At 42.4% G+C, this 16639-nt stretch carries 17 protein-coding genes; 3 read left to right on the top strand and 14 right to left on the bottom strand.

Annotated elements, in window-relative coordinates; genetic code table 11:
* Positions 1 to 75: 75 nt before the first annotated feature.
* The 7 genes from IT970_RS06450 to IT970_RS06420 form a co-directional block, all read right to left on the bottom strand.
* The gene (locus IT970_RS06450; RefSeq protein ID WP_036969333.1) at positions 76 to 1254 is read right to left on the bottom strand and encodes a cystathionine beta-lyase; all 1179 of its coding nucleotides are present in this window, start codon (positions 1252 to 1254) and stop codon (positions 76 to 78) included.
* Positions 1255 to 1271: 17 nt separating this feature from the next.
* Positions 1272 to 2189, bottom strand: a complete 918-nt coding sequence (gene nudC, locus IT970_RS06445; RefSeq protein WP_036969334.1) for an NAD(+) diphosphatase — start codon at positions 2187 to 2189, stop codon at positions 1272 to 1274.
* 168 nt (positions 2190 to 2357) lie between these two features.
* Positions 2358 to 3152: a glucosamine-6-phosphate deaminase gene (nagB, locus tag IT970_RS06440; RefSeq protein ID WP_180311498.1), complete on the bottom strand. Its 795-nt coding sequence runs from the start codon at positions 3150 to 3152 to the stop codon at positions 2358 to 2360.
* 215 nt (positions 3153 to 3367) lie between these two features.
* Positions 3368 to 4498 (bottom strand): transmembrane glucosamine N-acetyltransferase NagX, encoded by a 1131-nt coding sequence (gene nagX, locus IT970_RS06435; RefSeq protein WP_065979347.1) that lies wholly within the window; start codon positions 4496 to 4498, stop codon positions 3368 to 3370.
* A gap of 64 nt (positions 4499 to 4562) precedes the next feature.
* Positions 4563 to 5675, bottom strand: a complete 1113-nt coding sequence (gene nagA / locus IT970_RS06430) for an N-acetylglucosamine-6-phosphate deacetylase (protein WP_196857694.1) — start codon at positions 5673 to 5675, stop codon at positions 4563 to 4565.
* The gene (nagK, locus tag IT970_RS06425) at positions 5675 to 6589 is read right to left on the bottom strand and encodes an N-acetylglucosamine kinase (protein WP_196857693.1); all 915 of its coding nucleotides are present in this window, start codon (positions 6587 to 6589) and stop codon (positions 5675 to 5677) included. Before nagK ends, nagA begins: the two co-directional genes overlap by 1 nt.
* Positions 6590 to 6962: 373 nt before the next feature.
* The gene (locus IT970_RS06420) at positions 6963 to 7457 is read right to left on the bottom strand and encodes a LabA-like NYN domain-containing protein (RefSeq protein WP_081759726.1); all 495 of its coding nucleotides are present in this window, start codon (positions 7455 to 7457) and stop codon (positions 6963 to 6965) included.
* 156 nt (positions 7458 to 7613) lie between these two features.
* Between IT970_RS06420 and IT970_RS06415 the strand changes: the two genes are divergently transcribed.
* A complete protein-coding gene (locus tag IT970_RS06415) occupies positions 7614 to 8231 on the top strand; it encodes a hypothetical protein (protein ID WP_065979348.1) in 618 nt (205 codons plus the stop codon).
* Complete coding sequence (locus IT970_RS06410; RefSeq protein ID WP_180311495.1) at positions 8228 to 8974, top strand: DUF3307 domain-containing protein; 747 nt, start codon at positions 8228 to 8230, stop codon at positions 8972 to 8974. Before IT970_RS06415 ends, IT970_RS06410 begins: the two co-directional genes overlap by 4 nt.
* A 62-nt stretch (positions 8975 to 9036) precedes the next feature.
* On the opposite strand, the gene IT970_RS06405 is transcribed toward IT970_RS06410, so the two are convergent.
* Together IT970_RS06405 and IT970_RS06400 are read right to left on the bottom strand one after the other, a co-directional pair.
* On the bottom strand, positions 9037 to 10443 hold the full coding sequence (locus IT970_RS06405) for a DEAD/DEAH box helicase (RefSeq protein ID WP_036969351.1): 1407 nt from the start codon (positions 10441 to 10443) through the stop codon (positions 9037 to 9039).
* A gap of 161 nt (positions 10444 to 10604) precedes the next feature.
* A complete protein-coding gene (locus IT970_RS06400; RefSeq protein WP_036969353.1) occupies positions 10605 to 11447 on the bottom strand; it encodes an isopenicillin N synthase family dioxygenase in 843 nt (280 codons plus the stop codon).
* Between the two features lie 236 nt (positions 11448 to 11683).
* On the opposite strand from IT970_RS06400, the gene IT970_RS06395 reads away from it, so the two are divergent.
* Positions 11684 to 12571: an MBL fold metallo-hydrolase gene (locus IT970_RS06395; protein WP_196857692.1), complete on the top strand. Its 888-nt coding sequence runs from the start codon at positions 11684 to 11686 to the stop codon at positions 12569 to 12571.
* A 17-nt stretch (positions 12572 to 12588) separates the two neighbouring features.
* Here the strand turns inward: IT970_RS06395 and IT970_RS06390 are convergent, their stop codons facing one another.
* From IT970_RS06390 to aspS, 5 genes are all read right to left on the bottom strand, one after another.
* The gene (locus IT970_RS06390; RefSeq protein ID WP_174403867.1) at positions 12589 to 13302 is read right to left on the bottom strand and encodes an alpha/beta hydrolase; all 714 of its coding nucleotides are present in this window, start codon (positions 13300 to 13302) and stop codon (positions 12589 to 12591) included.
* Between the two features lie 21 nt (positions 13303 to 13323).
* Positions 13324 to 13908, bottom strand: a complete 585-nt coding sequence (locus IT970_RS06385; protein WP_036969359.1) for a GNAT family N-acetyltransferase — start codon at positions 13906 to 13908, stop codon at positions 13324 to 13326.
* 30 nt (positions 13909 to 13938) lie between these two features.
* Complete coding sequence (locus IT970_RS06380; RefSeq protein WP_231387321.1) at positions 13939 to 14529, bottom strand: pentapeptide repeat-containing protein; 591 nt, start codon at positions 14527 to 14529, stop codon at positions 13939 to 13941.
* A complete protein-coding gene (locus IT970_RS06375) occupies positions 14526 to 14732 on the bottom strand; it encodes a hypothetical protein (protein WP_036969362.1) in 207 nt (68 codons plus the stop codon). Before IT970_RS06375 ends, IT970_RS06380 begins: the two co-directional genes overlap by 4 nt.
* A gap of 107 nt (positions 14733 to 14839) precedes the next feature.
* Entirely contained in the window at positions 14840 to 16609 is a 1770-nt protein-coding gene (gene aspS / locus IT970_RS06370; protein ID WP_036969365.1) for an aspartate--tRNA ligase, read from the bottom strand.
* Positions 16610 to 16639 lie beyond the last annotated feature (30 nt).

Raw genomic sequence — 16639 nt, 5'->3', positions numbered from 1 at the left:
TAAGGTGAAACAGCTTGAATTACCAGAAAAAAAGAGCCGATAAACGGCTCTTATGTAACAAAGTATATTTTTAAGTTAGAGGTGCTGCTCATAAATGGCGAGTGCTTGATCTAAATCGGCTAGCAAATCAGCCACATCTTCTAGGCCTATATGTAAACGTATCACAGGGCCTTGCGTCCAACCTGTTTCAGAACGCAGTCCTTTCATGGTTAAGTTTGCCGTGACGAGGCTTTCATATCCTCCCCATGAAAAGCCCATTTTAAAATGCTGTAAGCTATCTAGAAATGCATCAATGGCTTGCTGATTACCTGCTTTCATTACAAATGAAAACAAGCCATTACTGCCATCAAAGTCACGCTTAAAGAATTCATGCCCTGGGCATGTTTCGAATGCAGGATGGCGTACATGATCAACCAATGGGTGGGTTTCAAGCCATGTTGCAACGTCAATTGCAGCTTGCTCATGTTGTTTTAATCTCACAGCCATCGTACGAAGGCCGCGCAATGCTAAATACGCATCATCTGCTGAGGTACATTGACCCAATAAATATGAGTTTTCTCTTAATGTTGGCCAATATTTTTTGTTTGAAACCGCCACACCCATCATTACATCGGAGTGACCAACAATGTACTTTGTTGCAGCTTGAATACTGATATCAACACCGTGCTCAAGTGGGCGATAATGCAATCCGTTCCCCCACGTATTATCGAGCATGGTCATCACACCACGTTCGTTTGCTTTAGCAACCATCGCTGGCACATCTTGAATTTCCATGGTGATTGAGCCCGGCGATTCTAAAAATAGCACGCGGGTGTTGTCTTTTATAAGCGCACTAATGCCCGCGCCAATGCCTGGCGGGTAGTAAGTGGTTTCTATGCCCAAGCCCGCCAGTATTTTATCGCAAAAGTCGCGTGTCGGCTCATAAGCCGTGTCGACCATTAAAATATGATCACCCGTTTTTACAAACGACAATAAAGCGTTACTAATAGCCGCAGCGCCTGATGGATAAAGCGCACAGCCTTCGCCACCTTCAAGTTCAGCGATGGCTTCTTGTAATGCAAAGTGTGTTGTTGTTCCTCGTCTGCCATAAAACAGTGTTTTATCACCCCGTTTTTTTGCTGCTTCTTTTAACTCTGCAACTGAGTCGAATACCACCGTTGACGCACGTTGCACTACCGGGTTAACAACGCCTTGTGTATAGGCTTTCTTACGCCCTGCAGAGACGAGTTGGGTATTTCTATTTATCTTTTTCATTTGTTTTCCAATCTGCTTTACAGGTTGCGCCAGTGCTCAACCAAAAATCGTGAAATAGAATCTTGTCGTGTTAGCTTAAGGTGATTGCCTTGTTCATGCCATTGCCCAAATTCATTAAGTTCAGCACGACTAAACCATCTCGCATCGTCTAATTCGTCTTTATCAACTAAGATATCTTCTGACACGGCGGTTGCCATAAAACCAAACATTATAGAGGAAGGAAATGGCCACGGTTGAGAGGCAATGTATTGAATCTCTGTCACCTCAATCCCCGCTTCTTCCATTACTTCGCGTGCAACGGCTTGTTCTAACGTTTCGCCAGGATCAACAAATCCAGCAAGCGTTGAATAAACCCCTTCGGGCCAACTGGCTTGGCGACCTAGTAAACAGCGCTCAACGCCATCAGCAAAGGTTTTTGTTACAATCATAATAACGGCAGGATCAGTGCGCGGGAATGTTTGATGTTGACAGGTTTGATTTTCACATAAGCGTGAATGACCCGCTTCAACCATGTTATTTTCATGACCACATCGACCACAAAAACGATGCGTTGCATGCCAAAAGCATAAACCTCTGGCAAGGGCTGCAATAGAGCCTTGTTTAAGTTCAACTTGAGGGCCTAACTTGCGAATATCAACAAATTCAGCACCATCAAGTACGGGAGCTATTACCGATTCTGGAACGTCACTTACATCCAATGCAAAATGAGCAATGTCCTGCTCATCAAGGCCAAGCAAAATGCCTTTTGATAAGTCTAAATGATCCACTTGCGATAACCGTAAATAACATACTTGCGGCGTATCTTTTACGAATAAACTTTGATTTTTATTAACCAATAACCAGCGGCTTTGCGAATTTATTTGTGCCTTTAGCCACTTAGGATCTTTGCGACGATTTGATGCACGGTCCAATGGCATTTGAGAGTAATTCAGCATGACGTTCCTTTGAAATAATTTACATCTTCTACTCTAACCATTTAAAGAAACTACGTTTTAGTATCCTAAAAAGGTTCGTCTACGAAATTACCATAAGCTGATGATAAACCCAATTTATAACGGGCATAAAAAAAGCCCAAATGGGCTTTTTTATGCTCTCTCACAATTTTACAAGCTCGCTAGGTGTGCCTGTAATTTTTGGTTTTCAGCCTCTATGTGCTGATAAAACGCTAAATCTTCTAATTTACTTGCGGCAGCTTTATCGATAATAATCACTGCATCTTTGTGTAGCTGCAATGCTGATGCTGGGCATTTCGCCATTAATGGGCCTTCAACCATCGCATGTACAGCATCGGCTTTACTTTCACCTGTTGCTAGCAGCACCACTTTTTTAGCGTCGAGAATGGTGCCAATCCCCATCGTAATTGATAAATGAGGCTGGTATTCGCCCTCAGCAAAAAAACGCGCATTATCATCTATCGTTGCTTTAGTCAGTGTTTTAACACGTGTGCGTGATGCAAGCCCTGACGACGGCTCATTAAAGCCAATGTGACCATTACGACCAATGCCCAGTAATTGCACATCAATGCCGCCCGCATCGACAATTTTTTGCTCGTAGTCTTTACACGCAACCAAAGGATTCTCTGCATCCCCTGGCGGCACATGCGTATTGGCTTTATCGATATCAATATGATTAAACAGCTGCTCATTCATAAAGTATCGGTAACTTTGTGGATGCTCACCTGTTAAACCTAAGTATTCATCTAAATTAAATGTTGTCGCTTGGCTAAAGGAAATATCACCCGCTTTATTTTTAGTAATGAGTTCTTGATATAGCGCAACAGGTGTTGAACCTGTTGCGAGACCAAGTACTGACGCTGGCTTTTTTAATAATTGTTTTGCAAAGATGTCAGCACCATAGGCTGCGACTTGTGCGGCATCATCAAGAATCACTATTTGCATATCGATTAGCTCTAATTTTAAGTTGGAAAAAAATGGGATCTAAAACCCAACCACACGTGCAATCTAATTGGGTTTTAGATCAAGCCACTGCCAGGATACGGTACAGTGACTACAACCATTATGACAACGCTGTCATTATCACTTTTAGATTTAAGTTTGTAAAGTAAAAGTGAATAAAAAATAACTGTTTTCGACAAAAATATGGGGCTATTTTGTCATACACTCACGAAAATTTTGCGGCGGTACATCCAATGTAACACCAGCATTTGAACGGCCAGTAATGCAATAACACTCATTAAAGGCTGCCATATTTCTGGTGTTGAGCGGATCACTCCACCAAACACACTTTGGCTTACATAGCCCCAATTCACCAAACTTGATGCCAAATAAATAATAATTGAATTAGCACCAATGATCACAAATGGATACGCTGCTCGCTGGCCTGGCAGAATATCCACCAGCGCGTAAAACACAGCAAGTAACATCGCACTCCAGCCAACAGTGACCAATACAAACGAACTCGTCCATAATTCTTTATTTACCGGAAAATGTAAGTCCCATAACCAGCCTAAACACACACAGATAACCCCTGAGGCAAACAGTATCACCGACATTTTCCATTCACCCATTTGCTGAGCTCGGGCAATAAGTTGGCCTGCAAACACACCGATTAAAGCATTAACAATCGCTGGAACATTCGACAGCACGCCTTCTGGGTCAACGACACGGTTTTGATAGCTAATGCCTGGTAATAAATGTGCATCAAACCATGCATTCCAACTCCCCGCTGCAGATAAGTCCCCTGCACTGCCACCGGGTACTGGCACAAAGCACAAAAGGACCCAATAACCGACTAAAATAGACAATGCCGTGATAACTTGAGTACGCAGACTCGTGTGCCACACTAGCATGGCACAAAAAAACCACGCGATCGCAATGCGACCAAGTACACTGGCATAACGGATTTCATCAAGCGCCACAGGCATGCCTGTGCCCCAACCATGATTATACAAAATCCCTAATAGGCACAATAATAACAAACGCTTAGCTGCCTTACGGTAATACACTTTACGCTCATCCCAACTTAAGTGGTCAATGCGCTTCGGTGCAAGCCCCATAGCAACGCCTGATAAGAAAATAAATAACGGGAAAATTAAGTCATAAAAAGTAAAGCCATGCCAGGCACTGTGCACAGTATGTGCTTCAAATACTTTCCAGCCAGTCCAGCCTGTTAACACAAATAGCGCTGCGAATATCGACTGACCACCTAATATCCAAAACATGTCCATGCCACGAAGCGCATCTAATGAGGCTAAACGTTTTTTTGTAGGGTGTGTTGTTGTCATGTTATTACCTCGAATACAAAAAGCCCCGCGATACAACGGCGGGGGTTTTTACCAGGGAAGTTAATTACAGCGCTTTACCAGCAATAAAAGTAGCTGTCACACATTGATGCTCATCAAGTACGACAAAATCGGCATCATAGCCTTCTAGTAAGCGGCCTTTTTTCTTTAAACCGAGGTACTGTGCAGGATACAGTGACGCCATGCGTAATGTTTCCGCTAAACTAACATCTAATGTATTCACGGTGTTTCGCACCGCGCTTGCCATGTCTAATACACTGCCCGCCAACTCGCCCGTCGTTGAATTTAAACGATCACCTGTTCGAATTACTTTTCGACCATCAAAAAAATCAAATTCCATATCATTTGTACCCACAGGTGGCATCGCGTCTGTGACTAACATGATTTTCCCACGTTGCTTAGTACGAATTGCCAACTTGGCTGATGATGGGTGTACATGGTGACCATCAACAATCAATCCGCACCAGCTGTTATCATCCCAAAGCGCGGCACCAACAACACCAGGCTCTCGAGAAGTGAACGCTGACATAGCATTAAATAAGTGTGTAAACCCATCGGCTCCCGCTGCAAGTGCTGCATTCGTTGTCGCAAAATCAGCATTCGTGTGACCAATAGATACTTTTACACCACACTCGATTAAACGAGCAATGTCGTTGGTACTGACACTTTCAGGTGCCAAGGTCACCATTTTTATACCCAAGTCTTGACGTGCATAAATCGCAAATTCTTGTTCTGTTATTGGTCGAATGAATTGCTCACTGTGCGTGCCTTTTTTAGGGAATGATAAATGTGGGCCTTCAAAGTGTATTCCTAGTACCCCAGGTACCCCCTCAGCAAGTGCTTTGGCTGTTGCATCAGCCGCCATCGCCATTACTTCGACTTTATCGGTGATCAAGGTGGGCATCAGTGCCGTAGTGCCAAATTGACCATGTGCTTTCGCTATTCGGTCTAAGCATTCTGTTGTTTGCTCAGCATTAAAGAAGGCACCGCCTCCTCCATTCACTTGTACATCAATGAAACCCGGAGCGACTAAGCCATCTAATTCAATCGCATTATCAACAGCATCAACAAATGTCATCACCCCATTTGCAACACTAAAAAAAACATTTTCTAAAAACTCGTCACCGGTAAACAATGACGTAGCATGATAAGTAGCCATTACAGAGCAACCTCTTGATTTTGTTCGAGCACTGATTGTTGTGCGAAATACACAGCGCCCATTTCTGGTGGCTGAATAGGCGCTTCTACGCGTTTTGCTATCTCGGTATCAAGCCATTTATTAAGGGGCTCTGCTAGGCCACCAATCATCGATAATCGAGGAGGCTTATTTTCAAGTAAACGGTGCGCTAATTTACTCACATAATCAGCACCATCTTGAACGATAGCAGTGGCAACCGCATCGCCATTATTAGCAGCGTCAAACACATAGCGCGCTAGTTTTGCATAACTACTTGAAGGCTGTCCCGACATTTGCTCAACAATACCCATCGCATTTTCAGCAGAAAAATGTTCAGTAATCACTCTCGTTAAGCTCGTTGAAGGCCCTAAGCCATCTAAATTAAGTAATGATGCTTTAATTGCTTCTAAGCCCATCCATGCGCCACTTCCTTTGTCACCTAACGCAAAACCGTGGCCACCAAAGTTAGTTGTGCGACCATTTACGCATGAAAAACCACATGAGCCAGTGCCTGTGATAATAACAGCGCCATCACTGCCCTCATGTGCCCCTATACACGCGGTGTGTAAGTCGGTCGTTAAGAACATTTGTTTGAATGGATGATCCCATTCCATAATTTTATCGTAAAGGCTCGGAAGATTTACACCCGCTAATCCTAAGCCAGCATAAAGTTGATGAACCGTTTCAAGGGGTAATCCCGCGTCTCGAAGCGCTAGCTGTGTGGAAACCATGATTGATTCAAGTGTGCGTTCCAAACCATGTAATGGATTCGCTGGACCACCCAGGCCGGTTCCTAATACACCCTGTTTAACAGAGTAGATAGTTGCTCGACATTTCGTTCCGCCACCATCAATACCAATAAACAACTGGTCCTCACTCACACTCTTCGCCATCATTTAACGACCCCTAACCTTCGTTTAGTTTTTGTCTCAATCGCACTTTTTTTCTTATCTGAATGCGAAATCATCTCGACCCATGTTGATTTAATGTTACACAACAAATGACAGCGTTGTCATTATATTTTTTATAAAAATTAGCATTAGTTTCATATTTATTCATAATCCACTGAATTAAATAGCTTTATTTAAAGGTAAGAAATTTTAATTCTCCACCAAGGATGGCTGATAACGCTTTCATTCACACCTTTTTTGGCATAAATCTGGTTTTGACAAACCACGTTTCCTTTATTTGTAATCAGTGTAACTCATGTTAGCTTAGCTGAAATAATACTTTATTTAAATATTTTATTTATTATGGAATAATTTTTCTTCACTTACCGAGCAACAAAGAATCATCAATACAATGAAACTCAGCAGCAGCGTGTTTAAGCACATCGGCAGTAAGGTATTCAGCGCCATACACATCGCAAGGAATGTGGTAGTTGTGTGCTAGGTGGCCAAGCAATAAGGCAAAGTCACCATCGCCGGAGAGCAAAATCATTTTATCGAGTTGTTTTGCATGCTCAAGCATATCAATGGTGATACCAACATCCCAATCCCCTTTTGCGCTCCCATCGCGGCGTTGAATAAAAGGTTTAAGTTTTACCTCAAAGCCAATCGCACGAAGAATATTTTGAAACTGAGACTGTTTCTCATCACCGCGATAAATTGCATACGCAATCGCGCAATCAATCTGATACCGTTCGCTCATTTTCGCCCAGAAGGCATTGTAATCAAAATTCTTTTTATAGCTCTCTCTGCAGGTATAATAAATATTCTGCACATCAACAAAAATGCCGACTTTTGGCTTATCAACTGCTTGCATACTGATTCTATTCTTAGTGGTTTGATCACACTGTAGCATATCTTGGTTGAAATTTACGAAAGAGTAACCTAAATTGGTTACATAAAACAAAGTAACCGAATTTGGTTACTTATCGCGATGTAACTGAATTAAGTTACTTTAAAAAGGAAATCCATAATGATAGCGGTGATCAGTGGTGATTTAATTAAATCACAAAAAATCCCCCAGCAAGAATACGACGCGATGCTGTATCAGCTTGATCAGAGTCTACGCTTTATTGCTAATCGGTTCGACGCTGACTATACCATTTACCGCGGCGATGCTATGCAACTGCATCTAGCGACGCCTGATACAGTATGTTGTGCGGCGATACTTTTATATTTGCAAATGAAAGCCGCTAATTATGAGCTCAGACAAAGCCTGGCCATTGGAAAGGTTGATAATCCACGGGCTGATATAAAAACAGCCACAGGCAGTGCCTATACTCTATCTGGGCGGGGGTTAGATAATATGGGCCATCAACGACTCACTTTACAAATCGACAATCAGCCCCTTGACGAGGGTTTTTTACTCAATATTGAACTAATTGAAGTATTACTTGAAAAAATGAGTCAAAAACAAGCAAATGCGTTGTTTTATTATTTAACAGCAGAACACAACAATCATGCCGAACTTGCTAAAGAACTCGCAACAAGCCGAGCCAATGTCACAAAACTTTTAAATTTAGCTCACTACCAATTAATTGAACGTTTTATGCAGTACAGCCAAACCACACTCAAAGGAATGACAACATGAGTTTTTCATTACTTATCGTAAGCTTAGTTTTAGCGCATTTAATTGCCGACTTTTACTGGCAACCCATGAGCTGGGTGCATGACAGAAATACACGCCACTTTCGTGCCAGCAAACTTTACTTACACGTGCTCACCCACGGTGTTAGCTCATTTTTGGTGCTATTACTTTGGGAGTTTAATTATGGTTGGCAAGCACTTTCAAGCGTCGTTATCGCCACGGCAGTAATTATGGTTACACACTATGTAATCGACCTTGCTAAATCTTACTCAAGTAAAGGCGTGGTTCCTTTTATTGTCGACCAACTTGCACATTTAGTTATCTTGTTATTACTGGCTATATGGTTAAGCGACAACGATGAGTTTTTTACACATAGCTGGGAATGGTTGATGCAACCGGCAACATTATGGGTGCTGTGTGGCTATTTATTGGTTTTAAATCCAACAGCGGTGTTTATTCGCATGATGTTAGAGCGCATCACATCTGGCTTTAGCGCCACTGGCAGTTTACCAGCCGCAGGACAAAGTATTGGCATGCTTGAGCGCGTATTAATGCTAACATTTATCTTACTGGACCAATTTGCAGGCGTTGGCTTTTTACTTGCAGCAAAATCCGTATTCCGCTTTGGTGATTTAAGTGCCAGTAAAGATAAAAAACTGACTGAATACGTTATGCTCGGTACCTTACTCAGTGTCAGCATGACTTTATTCATTGGCTTAGCGGTTAATTACCTCAAAGCAGTGTGACTTTGCAGACCCATAAAAAAACGCGCCAAAATAGGCGCGCTTTTTATTAATCAACCGATAAATTAGCTGTTATTTGAGCCACCGTTTTTAGGGCGACGTTTGCGTTGAGCATTCCCCCCTACAGACTGACGCTTAGCCCATGGGCTTTGTGTTTGCTCGTCACTTCCTTTAGTGGCATTAGATTTTTTTCCCGAACCACCACGGCGTGGACCTATGCCACTGCCATTGCTATTTGGTTTTTTACTATCCGACTTCGGCTTAGAAAACGGCTGTTTGGCTTTTTTCGGCTTTTTAGGTTTAATTGGGCGTGCATCAAGCTCTCTTTCAGGCACGGGATTGCTTGGTTCAAACCCTGCTTCAGTCGCGCGCGGGATCAATTCACCAATAAAACGTTCAATACCGTATAGATCAATGGCATCCTCGGCTGTCACAAACGAAATAGCATGCCCAGAAGCACCTGCACGACCAGTTCGACCAATTCGGTGTACATAATCTTCGTACACATTCGGCAAGTCGTAATTGATAACGTGCGGCAGCTCAACAATATCAAGCCCTCGGGCTACGATATCTGTGGCAACTAATACGCGTACTTCGCCATTTTTAAAACCTTCAAGCGCTTTAACACGCGCACCTTGCGATTTATTACCATGAATAGCCGCGCCCACAATGTCATCACGCTCTAACTGTTTAACCAAACGGTTAGCACCGTGTTTGGTACGGCTAAAAACTAATACCTGTTGCCAATTGTTGGTACGAATCAAATGGCTCAATAGGGCTGTTTTTCTTGACTTATCAACCGCGTAAACCGATTGTGACACAGATTTTGCGGTGGTGTTTTTAGCTGCTACAGAAATCTCGACTGGGTCGTTAATAAGTCCCTTTGCTAAGGCACGTATTTCATCAGAGAACGTCGCTGAAAACATCAAATTTTGACGCTGCGTAGGTAACTTCGCAATGATACGTTTAATATCGTGAATAAAGCCCATATCAAGCATACGGTCGGCTTCATCAAGCACTAACACTTCTAAGGTATCAAACTGGAGCGCATTCTGATTATGTAAATCCAGTAAGCGTCCCGGTGTTGCAACTAAAATATCAACACCTTTACGAAGGCGCATCATTTGCGGGTTAATTTTAACGCCACCATACACCACAAACGAACTAATATTAGAATGCTTAGCATATTCTTCTACGTTTTCGCTCACTTGTAATGCAAGCTCACGTGTAGGTGCAAGCACAAGCGCGCGCACGCGATTTCCACTTGCCTTTTTGCCTTTGGCTAAACGCTCGATTAACGGTAAAGTAAAACCTGCTGTTTTGCCTGTACCGGTTTGCGCCGCGGCCATCACGTCTCTACCCGCTATAATCGCAGGGATCGCTTGTGTTTGAATAGGCGTAGGTGTTTCATAGCCTTTTTCTAAAACTGCATTAACTAAAGACTGTGATAATCCTAAGCCATCAAAACTCATAGTGTCTCTCAAATTCAAAAAGTCAGCTGAATTGCCGAAGTGCGCGCATTATACCTATGATAGCCAATAATGCATGGAATTATTTTATAACGGCGATTTATTGGTATGTGTATTAAAGACGAAAAAAGCGGCCTGAGCCGCTTCTTTCTAGTCGTTTGCTTTTACTTAACGCCTAGCTCACGTAAACGTTCTTGTAAATAACTATCGGCAGTATAGCGCTCAGACAATACAACATCTGGACGCGGGTGAAGGAATAACGGTAACGAAATGCGTGATTTCGTTGACGCTTTACCCGTTGGGTTGATCACACGGTGAATAGTCGATGGGAAGTAACCACCTGACGCTTCTTGTAACATGTCACCAATATTGATGATCAGGTTACCAAAATCACACGGAACATCTAACCAACCGCCATCTGTTGTTTGTACTTGCAAACCTGGTTCGTTCGCTGCTGGTAAAACCGTTAATAAGTTAATATCGCCATGTGCTGCGGCGCGAATCGCACCCGGCTCTTCATCACCCGTCATGGGGGGGTAATGTAAAATACGTAGAAGTGTTTGCTCAGAGTCTGCAATCATATCTTTAAGATCGATAGAAAACTTAGCACGCACGTCTTCTGGTGCTTCAGCTTGAACCCAGCTTAAAAGTGTGGCTGCAAACTCATTGGCTAAGCGATAGTACTCACGAATTTCTTCTTCTAATTGTGCGGGCACTCGGCCTTTAGGATAAACGTGGTAGTACTCTTTAATATCTTTTACGGTAAAGCCTTTTGCAACTTCAGACACAGACGGCGGGAAATAACCATCTTGTGTTTCTTTTGAGAATAAAAACGCATGCTTTTGCTCAGAATTAAAGAATTCTTGCCAATTTTTATAGATTGATTCAACTAATGACTGAGGAATTGGGTGATTTTTTAATACACCGAAACCTGTGTTTCTTAGTGACTCAACAAATTGAGCGGCCGCATCGCTCGCTTTATAATCAACGGTAGGTAAATGTTGCATTGTCTTTTCCAGTGAATAAGGTTCTAGAAGTCTGTGCTAAGCATAGCATTTCTTCATTATAGCGCTTCGCGAGGATAGAGAAACGCAGTTAAAAATATAAGGACTTATGTCCTCCCCTACAGGCTGAGTTCCTGAAATTTGACACAGATCAACTAAACTTTATCGACTATAATACACACGCTAGAACGCACTTTAATGTGCTTATTTAGATACGTTTCAACGTAAAAGGATTGTTTATGTTCGCCAGGCTTCACCTTGTACTTTTCAGCTTACTAATGCTACTCGGTCAATATACCTTTGCAGTAGAACAGACAAGCTATAAGGTTGAAAATATTAAAGACAATATATACCGCTTTAGTGCCGGCCATTACCACAGCGCCTTTATGATCGTTGATAAGGTTGCATTAGTGACTGACCCACTCAATAGTGATGCCGCACAATATTTAAAAAGTTATATAAGGAAAACGTTTAACGCCGACATTAAATACATGGTGTACAGCCATAGCCATGTTGACCATGCCATGGGCGGTAATGAACTCATTGATAAAAACACCACGGTCGTTGCTCACCAGTTTGCAGCTGATGACCTTAAATTAAATAAAGTGCCTACAGCCCTACCTGATCTTACATTTACCGATACACTCAAAATCGAATTAGGTGATAGTTACGTGCTTCTTAATTACTACGGGCCAAATAATGGCCGAGGTAATGTCAGTATGCGTTTTATGCCAGCTAATGTACTTTACGTTGTTGATTGGATTGTACTTGGCCGCATGCCTTATAAAAACCTCATAGGGTACGATATTAACGGAATGCTCTCTTCCACAAAGGCCATTCTTAATGAGCCACCTTTTGCTGTGTTTATAGGTGGGCACGCTGATACTGGCAACCGCGATGATGTGGTGTCTTACTTACACTATATTGAAGACTTACATGCAGCCGTTCGCGATGGCATGTTAGCGGGCAAAAAACTCACAACCTTACAAAAAGAAATTACTTTAGAGAAATACAGCCATTTAAAAATGTATCAACAATGGCTGCCACTAAATATAGAAGGTGTGTATAACAACCTCGTTGAGATGGGCTATTTTAATTTCCGCAGCGATATTGATGCCCAGTTTTAACTGAATATCAAAAAAAATTAATAGCGTGATAAAAACGCATCGAGCTCTTTGCGCATACGCTCGACCAGTACTTTTGGACCACCATCATACATATCATTATGGCGAGAACCTGCCATTGTTACTTGTGTAACAGGGTATAAAGCCAACTCTTGCTGTGTGAGCAATACGTTGTCATCTGCAGGGTAGTCACTGCCGCGTAGCGTAAGCACAGCAATGTTTTTATTACGTGGTATCAGCATACGACGATGATCAAGGGTGATCACTTTACTCACTTTCGCTGGGTAAATAGCGGCATACAAGGCTGCAATATCGCCGCCATTTGAATGCCCAAACAAGGTTAACTGGTTAAAATCATACGCAGGATAACGCCCTTTAAGTTCATTCACTAAAAACACCAGCGTTTCTACACCGCGATGCCAATTTTCCATCCGCGTCGTCATGTAAGGCGGCTCAGGATTTAAACTTGGGTCACCGTTTAATTCATGCGCAACTTCAACCGTTAAATAGCCATGCTGATGAAAAACCTGCTGCGCAAATTGATAATCTGTATGCGCCATACCGTAACCTGCGCCAATAAAAACAACGGGGCACTTTTTCTGCGCGGTGCATTTACTATCGGTAGGCGTTATCGTCACTGAAATATGGCGCGATCGTTGGGTATCAAACAAAACCTCAGTTTCAGTAGCAATGGCTCGCTGTCCAAAAAGCGTAAACGCTAATAACAAAGTTATTTTTCTTAGAGTCAACACTTTCTACTGCTCTAATTTATATTCTAAACTGCGTTTAACCATCGGCCACTCGCCATCAATAATTGAAAACACCACCGTGTCACGCACATGCCCATCGGCCATTACTTGGTGGTTTCGAAGTACACCGTCTTGTTTAGCCCCTAAGCGTGCAATAGCATTGCGTGATGCCAAATTGTGCCAATGAGTACGAAACTCTACAGCAATCACATGCAGGGTTTCAAAAGCATAACTAAGCAGTAACTTTTTGCATTCGGTATTGACGGCTGTGCGCTGAAAGCGCTTGGCATACCAAGTATAACCAATTTCTAAACGGCGGTTTTTAGTATCAATATTACAAAAACGGCTTGAGCCGATAACCTCGCCACTTTGCTGGTCTATAACTGCAAATGGTAATGCTCGGCCCTGAGCTTGTTGCTCAAATGCCATGGTTAAATAATCATCAACACGCTCTTCATTGGGCACAGAGGTAAACCATAATTTCCACAACTCGCCATCTGCGGCTGCATTTACAAGTGCATCACGATGCGCTGGTGTTAATGGCACTAATTTAATAAATTTTCCTTCCAAGGAGGTGGGACTTAAATTCATGACTTTCCTTAATCCTATTAGTAATGGTACTTAATCCACCAGCTCTATATCGAGCCCGGCGAGTAAGTCCAAAGCTGCATAACGCTCGAATTTAGCTTTACTTATATTATTAGCGGTTATATCAATAGCAAAATGGCTGGCACCAATAAAATTAGCTTTACTGAGGTTGGTTTGTTGAAACACGCTGTCACGAAAATCAGTATCAGTAAAATCAGCAGATGATAAATCCGCATGCCTAAAATCAACATCTTTAGCAAAACAGCTGCGCATTTTTAAGGCCTTTAAACTGAGTTCAAAAAAGCTGCTATGGCTAAGTTCACAGCCAATAAAACTCACAGGGGCACGGGTGGCAAGCAGCGGCCAATCAACATCTGTAAAGCGTACACTGTTTAATTTACACGCTTTAAAGCTCACCTCTTCAAGTGAGGTATACTTGAGCCCAAGCGCCGCTAAATTACAGTTTTTAAACTCGCATTCTATAAACCGACAGTTTTCAAACTGGCTGTGGCTAAAGTCACAGTCGATAAATTCGCATTGCTCAAATTCGCAATGCGAAAATGTTTGCCCTGCTAGGTTTACTTCAAAGGTGTGTTCAAAATAAAGCGAATGGCTTGTGATCACGCGCTCGTCTCAATATCTTTTTTAAGCGCCAGTACAGCAATAAATACCAGACCAAATAAAGGCATTAAACCTAACAAACCACCGATAATAGCGACAATGATAGGGGTTGTCGTTTTACGTTTACCGAGGTAATAACTCATTACAGCAAAAAACGGAACTAAAATAAGCATTAAGTAATTAATAAAGCTGGCGTTTATATTCATACCCACTCCTTGAAATACACCATATAAAAATTAATTTAAACACAAAAAAGCCCTAAGGGGTACACCTTAGGGCTTTCATTAAAGCTTATAATTCAGTTTATTAAGAATTACTCAGCGTCTTTTGCAACCACATTAATCGCAAGCTCTGTTAACGAATCCGCATTGGCTTTGCTTGGTGCATCTGTTAATAAACATGATGCTTGCGTTGTTTTAGGGAATGCAATTACGTCACGAATGTTATCAGTACCGCATAACAGCATAACTAAGCGGTCAAGACCAAACGCAAGACCTGCATGCGGTGGTGTACCGTATTTTAGGGCGTCAAGTAAGAAACCAAACTTGTCTTGTTGCTCTTGTGCATCAATACCTAAGATTCTAAACGCTGTTTCTTGCATGTCGGCGTTGTGAATACGTACTGAGCCACCACCTACTTCATAGCCATTCAATACCATGTCGTATGCATCAGAGATTGCTGCGGCAGGGTTTGCCTCTAGCTCTGCTGGCGAAATTTCTTTTGGAGCCGTGAATGGGTGGTGAACCGCATGTAATGTACCTTCGTCGTCTTCTTCGAACATTGGGAAGTCAACAACCCATAGCGGTTTCCAGCTATCAAGGTTTGTAATACCTAAATCAACACCAATCTTAAGACGTAGCGCACCCATTGCTTCGTTAACCACGTTGCGTTTGTCTGCACCAAATAGAATGATATCGCCCGATTGCGCATTAGTACGCTCAAGTAATTGGTTAATCACGTCTTCATTTAAGAATTTAGCGATTGGTGATTGTACACCTTCAACGCCCGCAGCACGGTCGTTAACCTTCATCCATGCAAGGCCTTTCGCCCCATAAATACCGATGAATTTAGTGTAGTCGTCAATCTGCTTGCGAGAAAGCTCTGCACCGCCTGGTACAGTTAACACGGCAACACGGCCTTTTTCGTCGTTTGCAGGGCCTGAGAAAACTTTAAATTCAACGTCTTTGACTAAGTCAGCAACATCAACAAGTTGCATTGGGTTACGTAAATCTGGCTTATCTGAACCGTATAAACGCATTGCTTCGCTGTAAGGCATGACAGGGAAGTCACCTAAATCAACGTCAAGCAGTGATTGCCACATTTCACGGATCATTTTTTCTGTCATCGCACGAACTTCATTAGAGCTCATGAATGACGTTTCTAAATCGATTTGTGTGAATTCTGGCTGACGGTCAGCACGTAAATCTTCGTCACGGAAACATTTAACAATTTGATAGTAACGGTCAAAACCCGACATCATTAGTAATTGTTTAAATAACTGTGGCGACTGAGGCAATGCATAAAAGCTGCCTTTGTGCACACGGCTTGGTACTAAGTAGTCACGCGCACCTTCTGGTGTTGCTTTTGTAAGTACGGGTGTTTCGATATCTAAGAAACCATTGTCATCTAAGAAACGACGCACAAAGCTGCTCGCTTTTGCACGTAGTTTAATACGGTCACTCATTTCAAGACGACGTAAATCTAGGTAACGGTATTTTAAACGGCGCTCTTCAGAGTTTTGCTGATTAAAATCAAGAGGTAATGGCTCTGAACGGTTGATGATAGTTAAGCTTGTGCCTAAAATTTCAACTTCACCTGTTGCCATGTCTTTATTTACTTGGCTTTCAGGGCGTGCGCGAACAACACCTTTTAACTGCACACAAAACTCTTGGCGTAGTTTATTCGCAGTGTCCATTAATCCTTCTACTTCAGGATCAAATACCACTTGAACGAGCCCTTCTCTGTCACGCAAATCGACGAAAATAAGTCCACCAAGGTCACGGCGTTTATTGATCCAACCACATAGTTCAACTTCTTGATCTACGTGAGATTTATTTAGCTGTCCGCAATATATAGAGCGCATAGTATTCCTGTCAGTTAAAGACTTATAGCC

This window comes from Pseudoalteromonas sp. A41-2 (assembly GCF_015767615.1).
Classification (GTDB): Bacteria; Pseudomonadota; Gammaproteobacteria; order Enterobacterales; family Alteromonadaceae; genus Pseudoalteromonas; species Pseudoalteromonas lipolytica.
Note: the sequence above shows the minus strand (reverse complement) of the source record. Positions and strands in the feature narration are given on the sequence as shown.

Coding starts and splice junctions, on each gene's coding strand:
- IT970_RS06405 (WP_036969351.1), bottom strand. CDS start 10,443: ATGAGTTTTGATGGCTTAGGATTATCACAGTCTTTAGTTAATGCAGTT.
- IT970_RS06395 (WP_196857692.1), top strand. CDS start 11,684: ATGTTCGCCAGGCTTCACCTTGTACTTTTCAGCTTACTAATGCTACTC.
- IT970_RS06420 (WP_081759726.1), bottom strand. CDS start 7,457: ATGCAAGCAGTTGATAAGCCAAAAGTCGGCATTTTTGTTGATGTGCAG.
- nagX (WP_065979347.1), bottom strand. CDS start 4,498: ATGACAACAACACACCCTACAAAAAAACGTTTAGCCTCATTAGATGCG.
- IT970_RS06400 (WP_036969353.1), bottom strand. CDS start 11,447: ATGCAACATTTACCTACCGTTGATTATAAAGCGAGCGATGCGGCCGCT.
- IT970_RS06385 (WP_036969359.1), bottom strand. CDS start 13,908: ATGAATTTAAGTCCCACCTCCTTGGAAGGAAAATTTATTAAATTAGTG.
- nagB (WP_180311498.1), bottom strand. CDS start 3,152: ATGCAAATAGTGATTCTTGATGATGCCGCACAAGTCGCAGCCTATGGT.
- IT970_RS06450 (WP_036969333.1), bottom strand. CDS start 1,254: ATGAAAAAGATAAATAGAAATACCCAACTCGTCTCTGCAGGGCGTAAG.
- IT970_RS06375 (WP_036969362.1), bottom strand. CDS start 14,732: ATGAATATAAACGCCAGCTTTATTAATTACTTAATGCTTATTTTAGTT.
- aspS (WP_036969365.1), bottom strand. CDS start 16,609: ATGCGCTCTATATATTGCGGACAGCTAAATAAATCTCACGTAGATCAA.
- IT970_RS06410 (WP_180311495.1), top strand. CDS start 8,228: ATGAGTTTTTCATTACTTATCGTAAGCTTAGTTTTAGCGCATTTAATT.
- IT970_RS06415 (WP_065979348.1), top strand. CDS start 7,614: ATGATAGCGGTGATCAGTGGTGATTTAATTAAATCACAAAAAATCCCC.
- nudC (WP_036969334.1), bottom strand. CDS start 2,189: ATGCTGAATTACTCTCAAATGCCATTGGACCGTGCATCAAATCGTCGC.
- nagK (WP_196857693.1), bottom strand. CDS start 6,589: ATGATGGCGAAGAGTGTGAGTGAGGACCAGTTGTTTATTGGTATTGAT.
- nagA (WP_196857694.1), bottom strand. CDS start 5,675: ATGGCTACTTATCATGCTACGTCATTGTTTACCGGTGACGAGTTTTTA.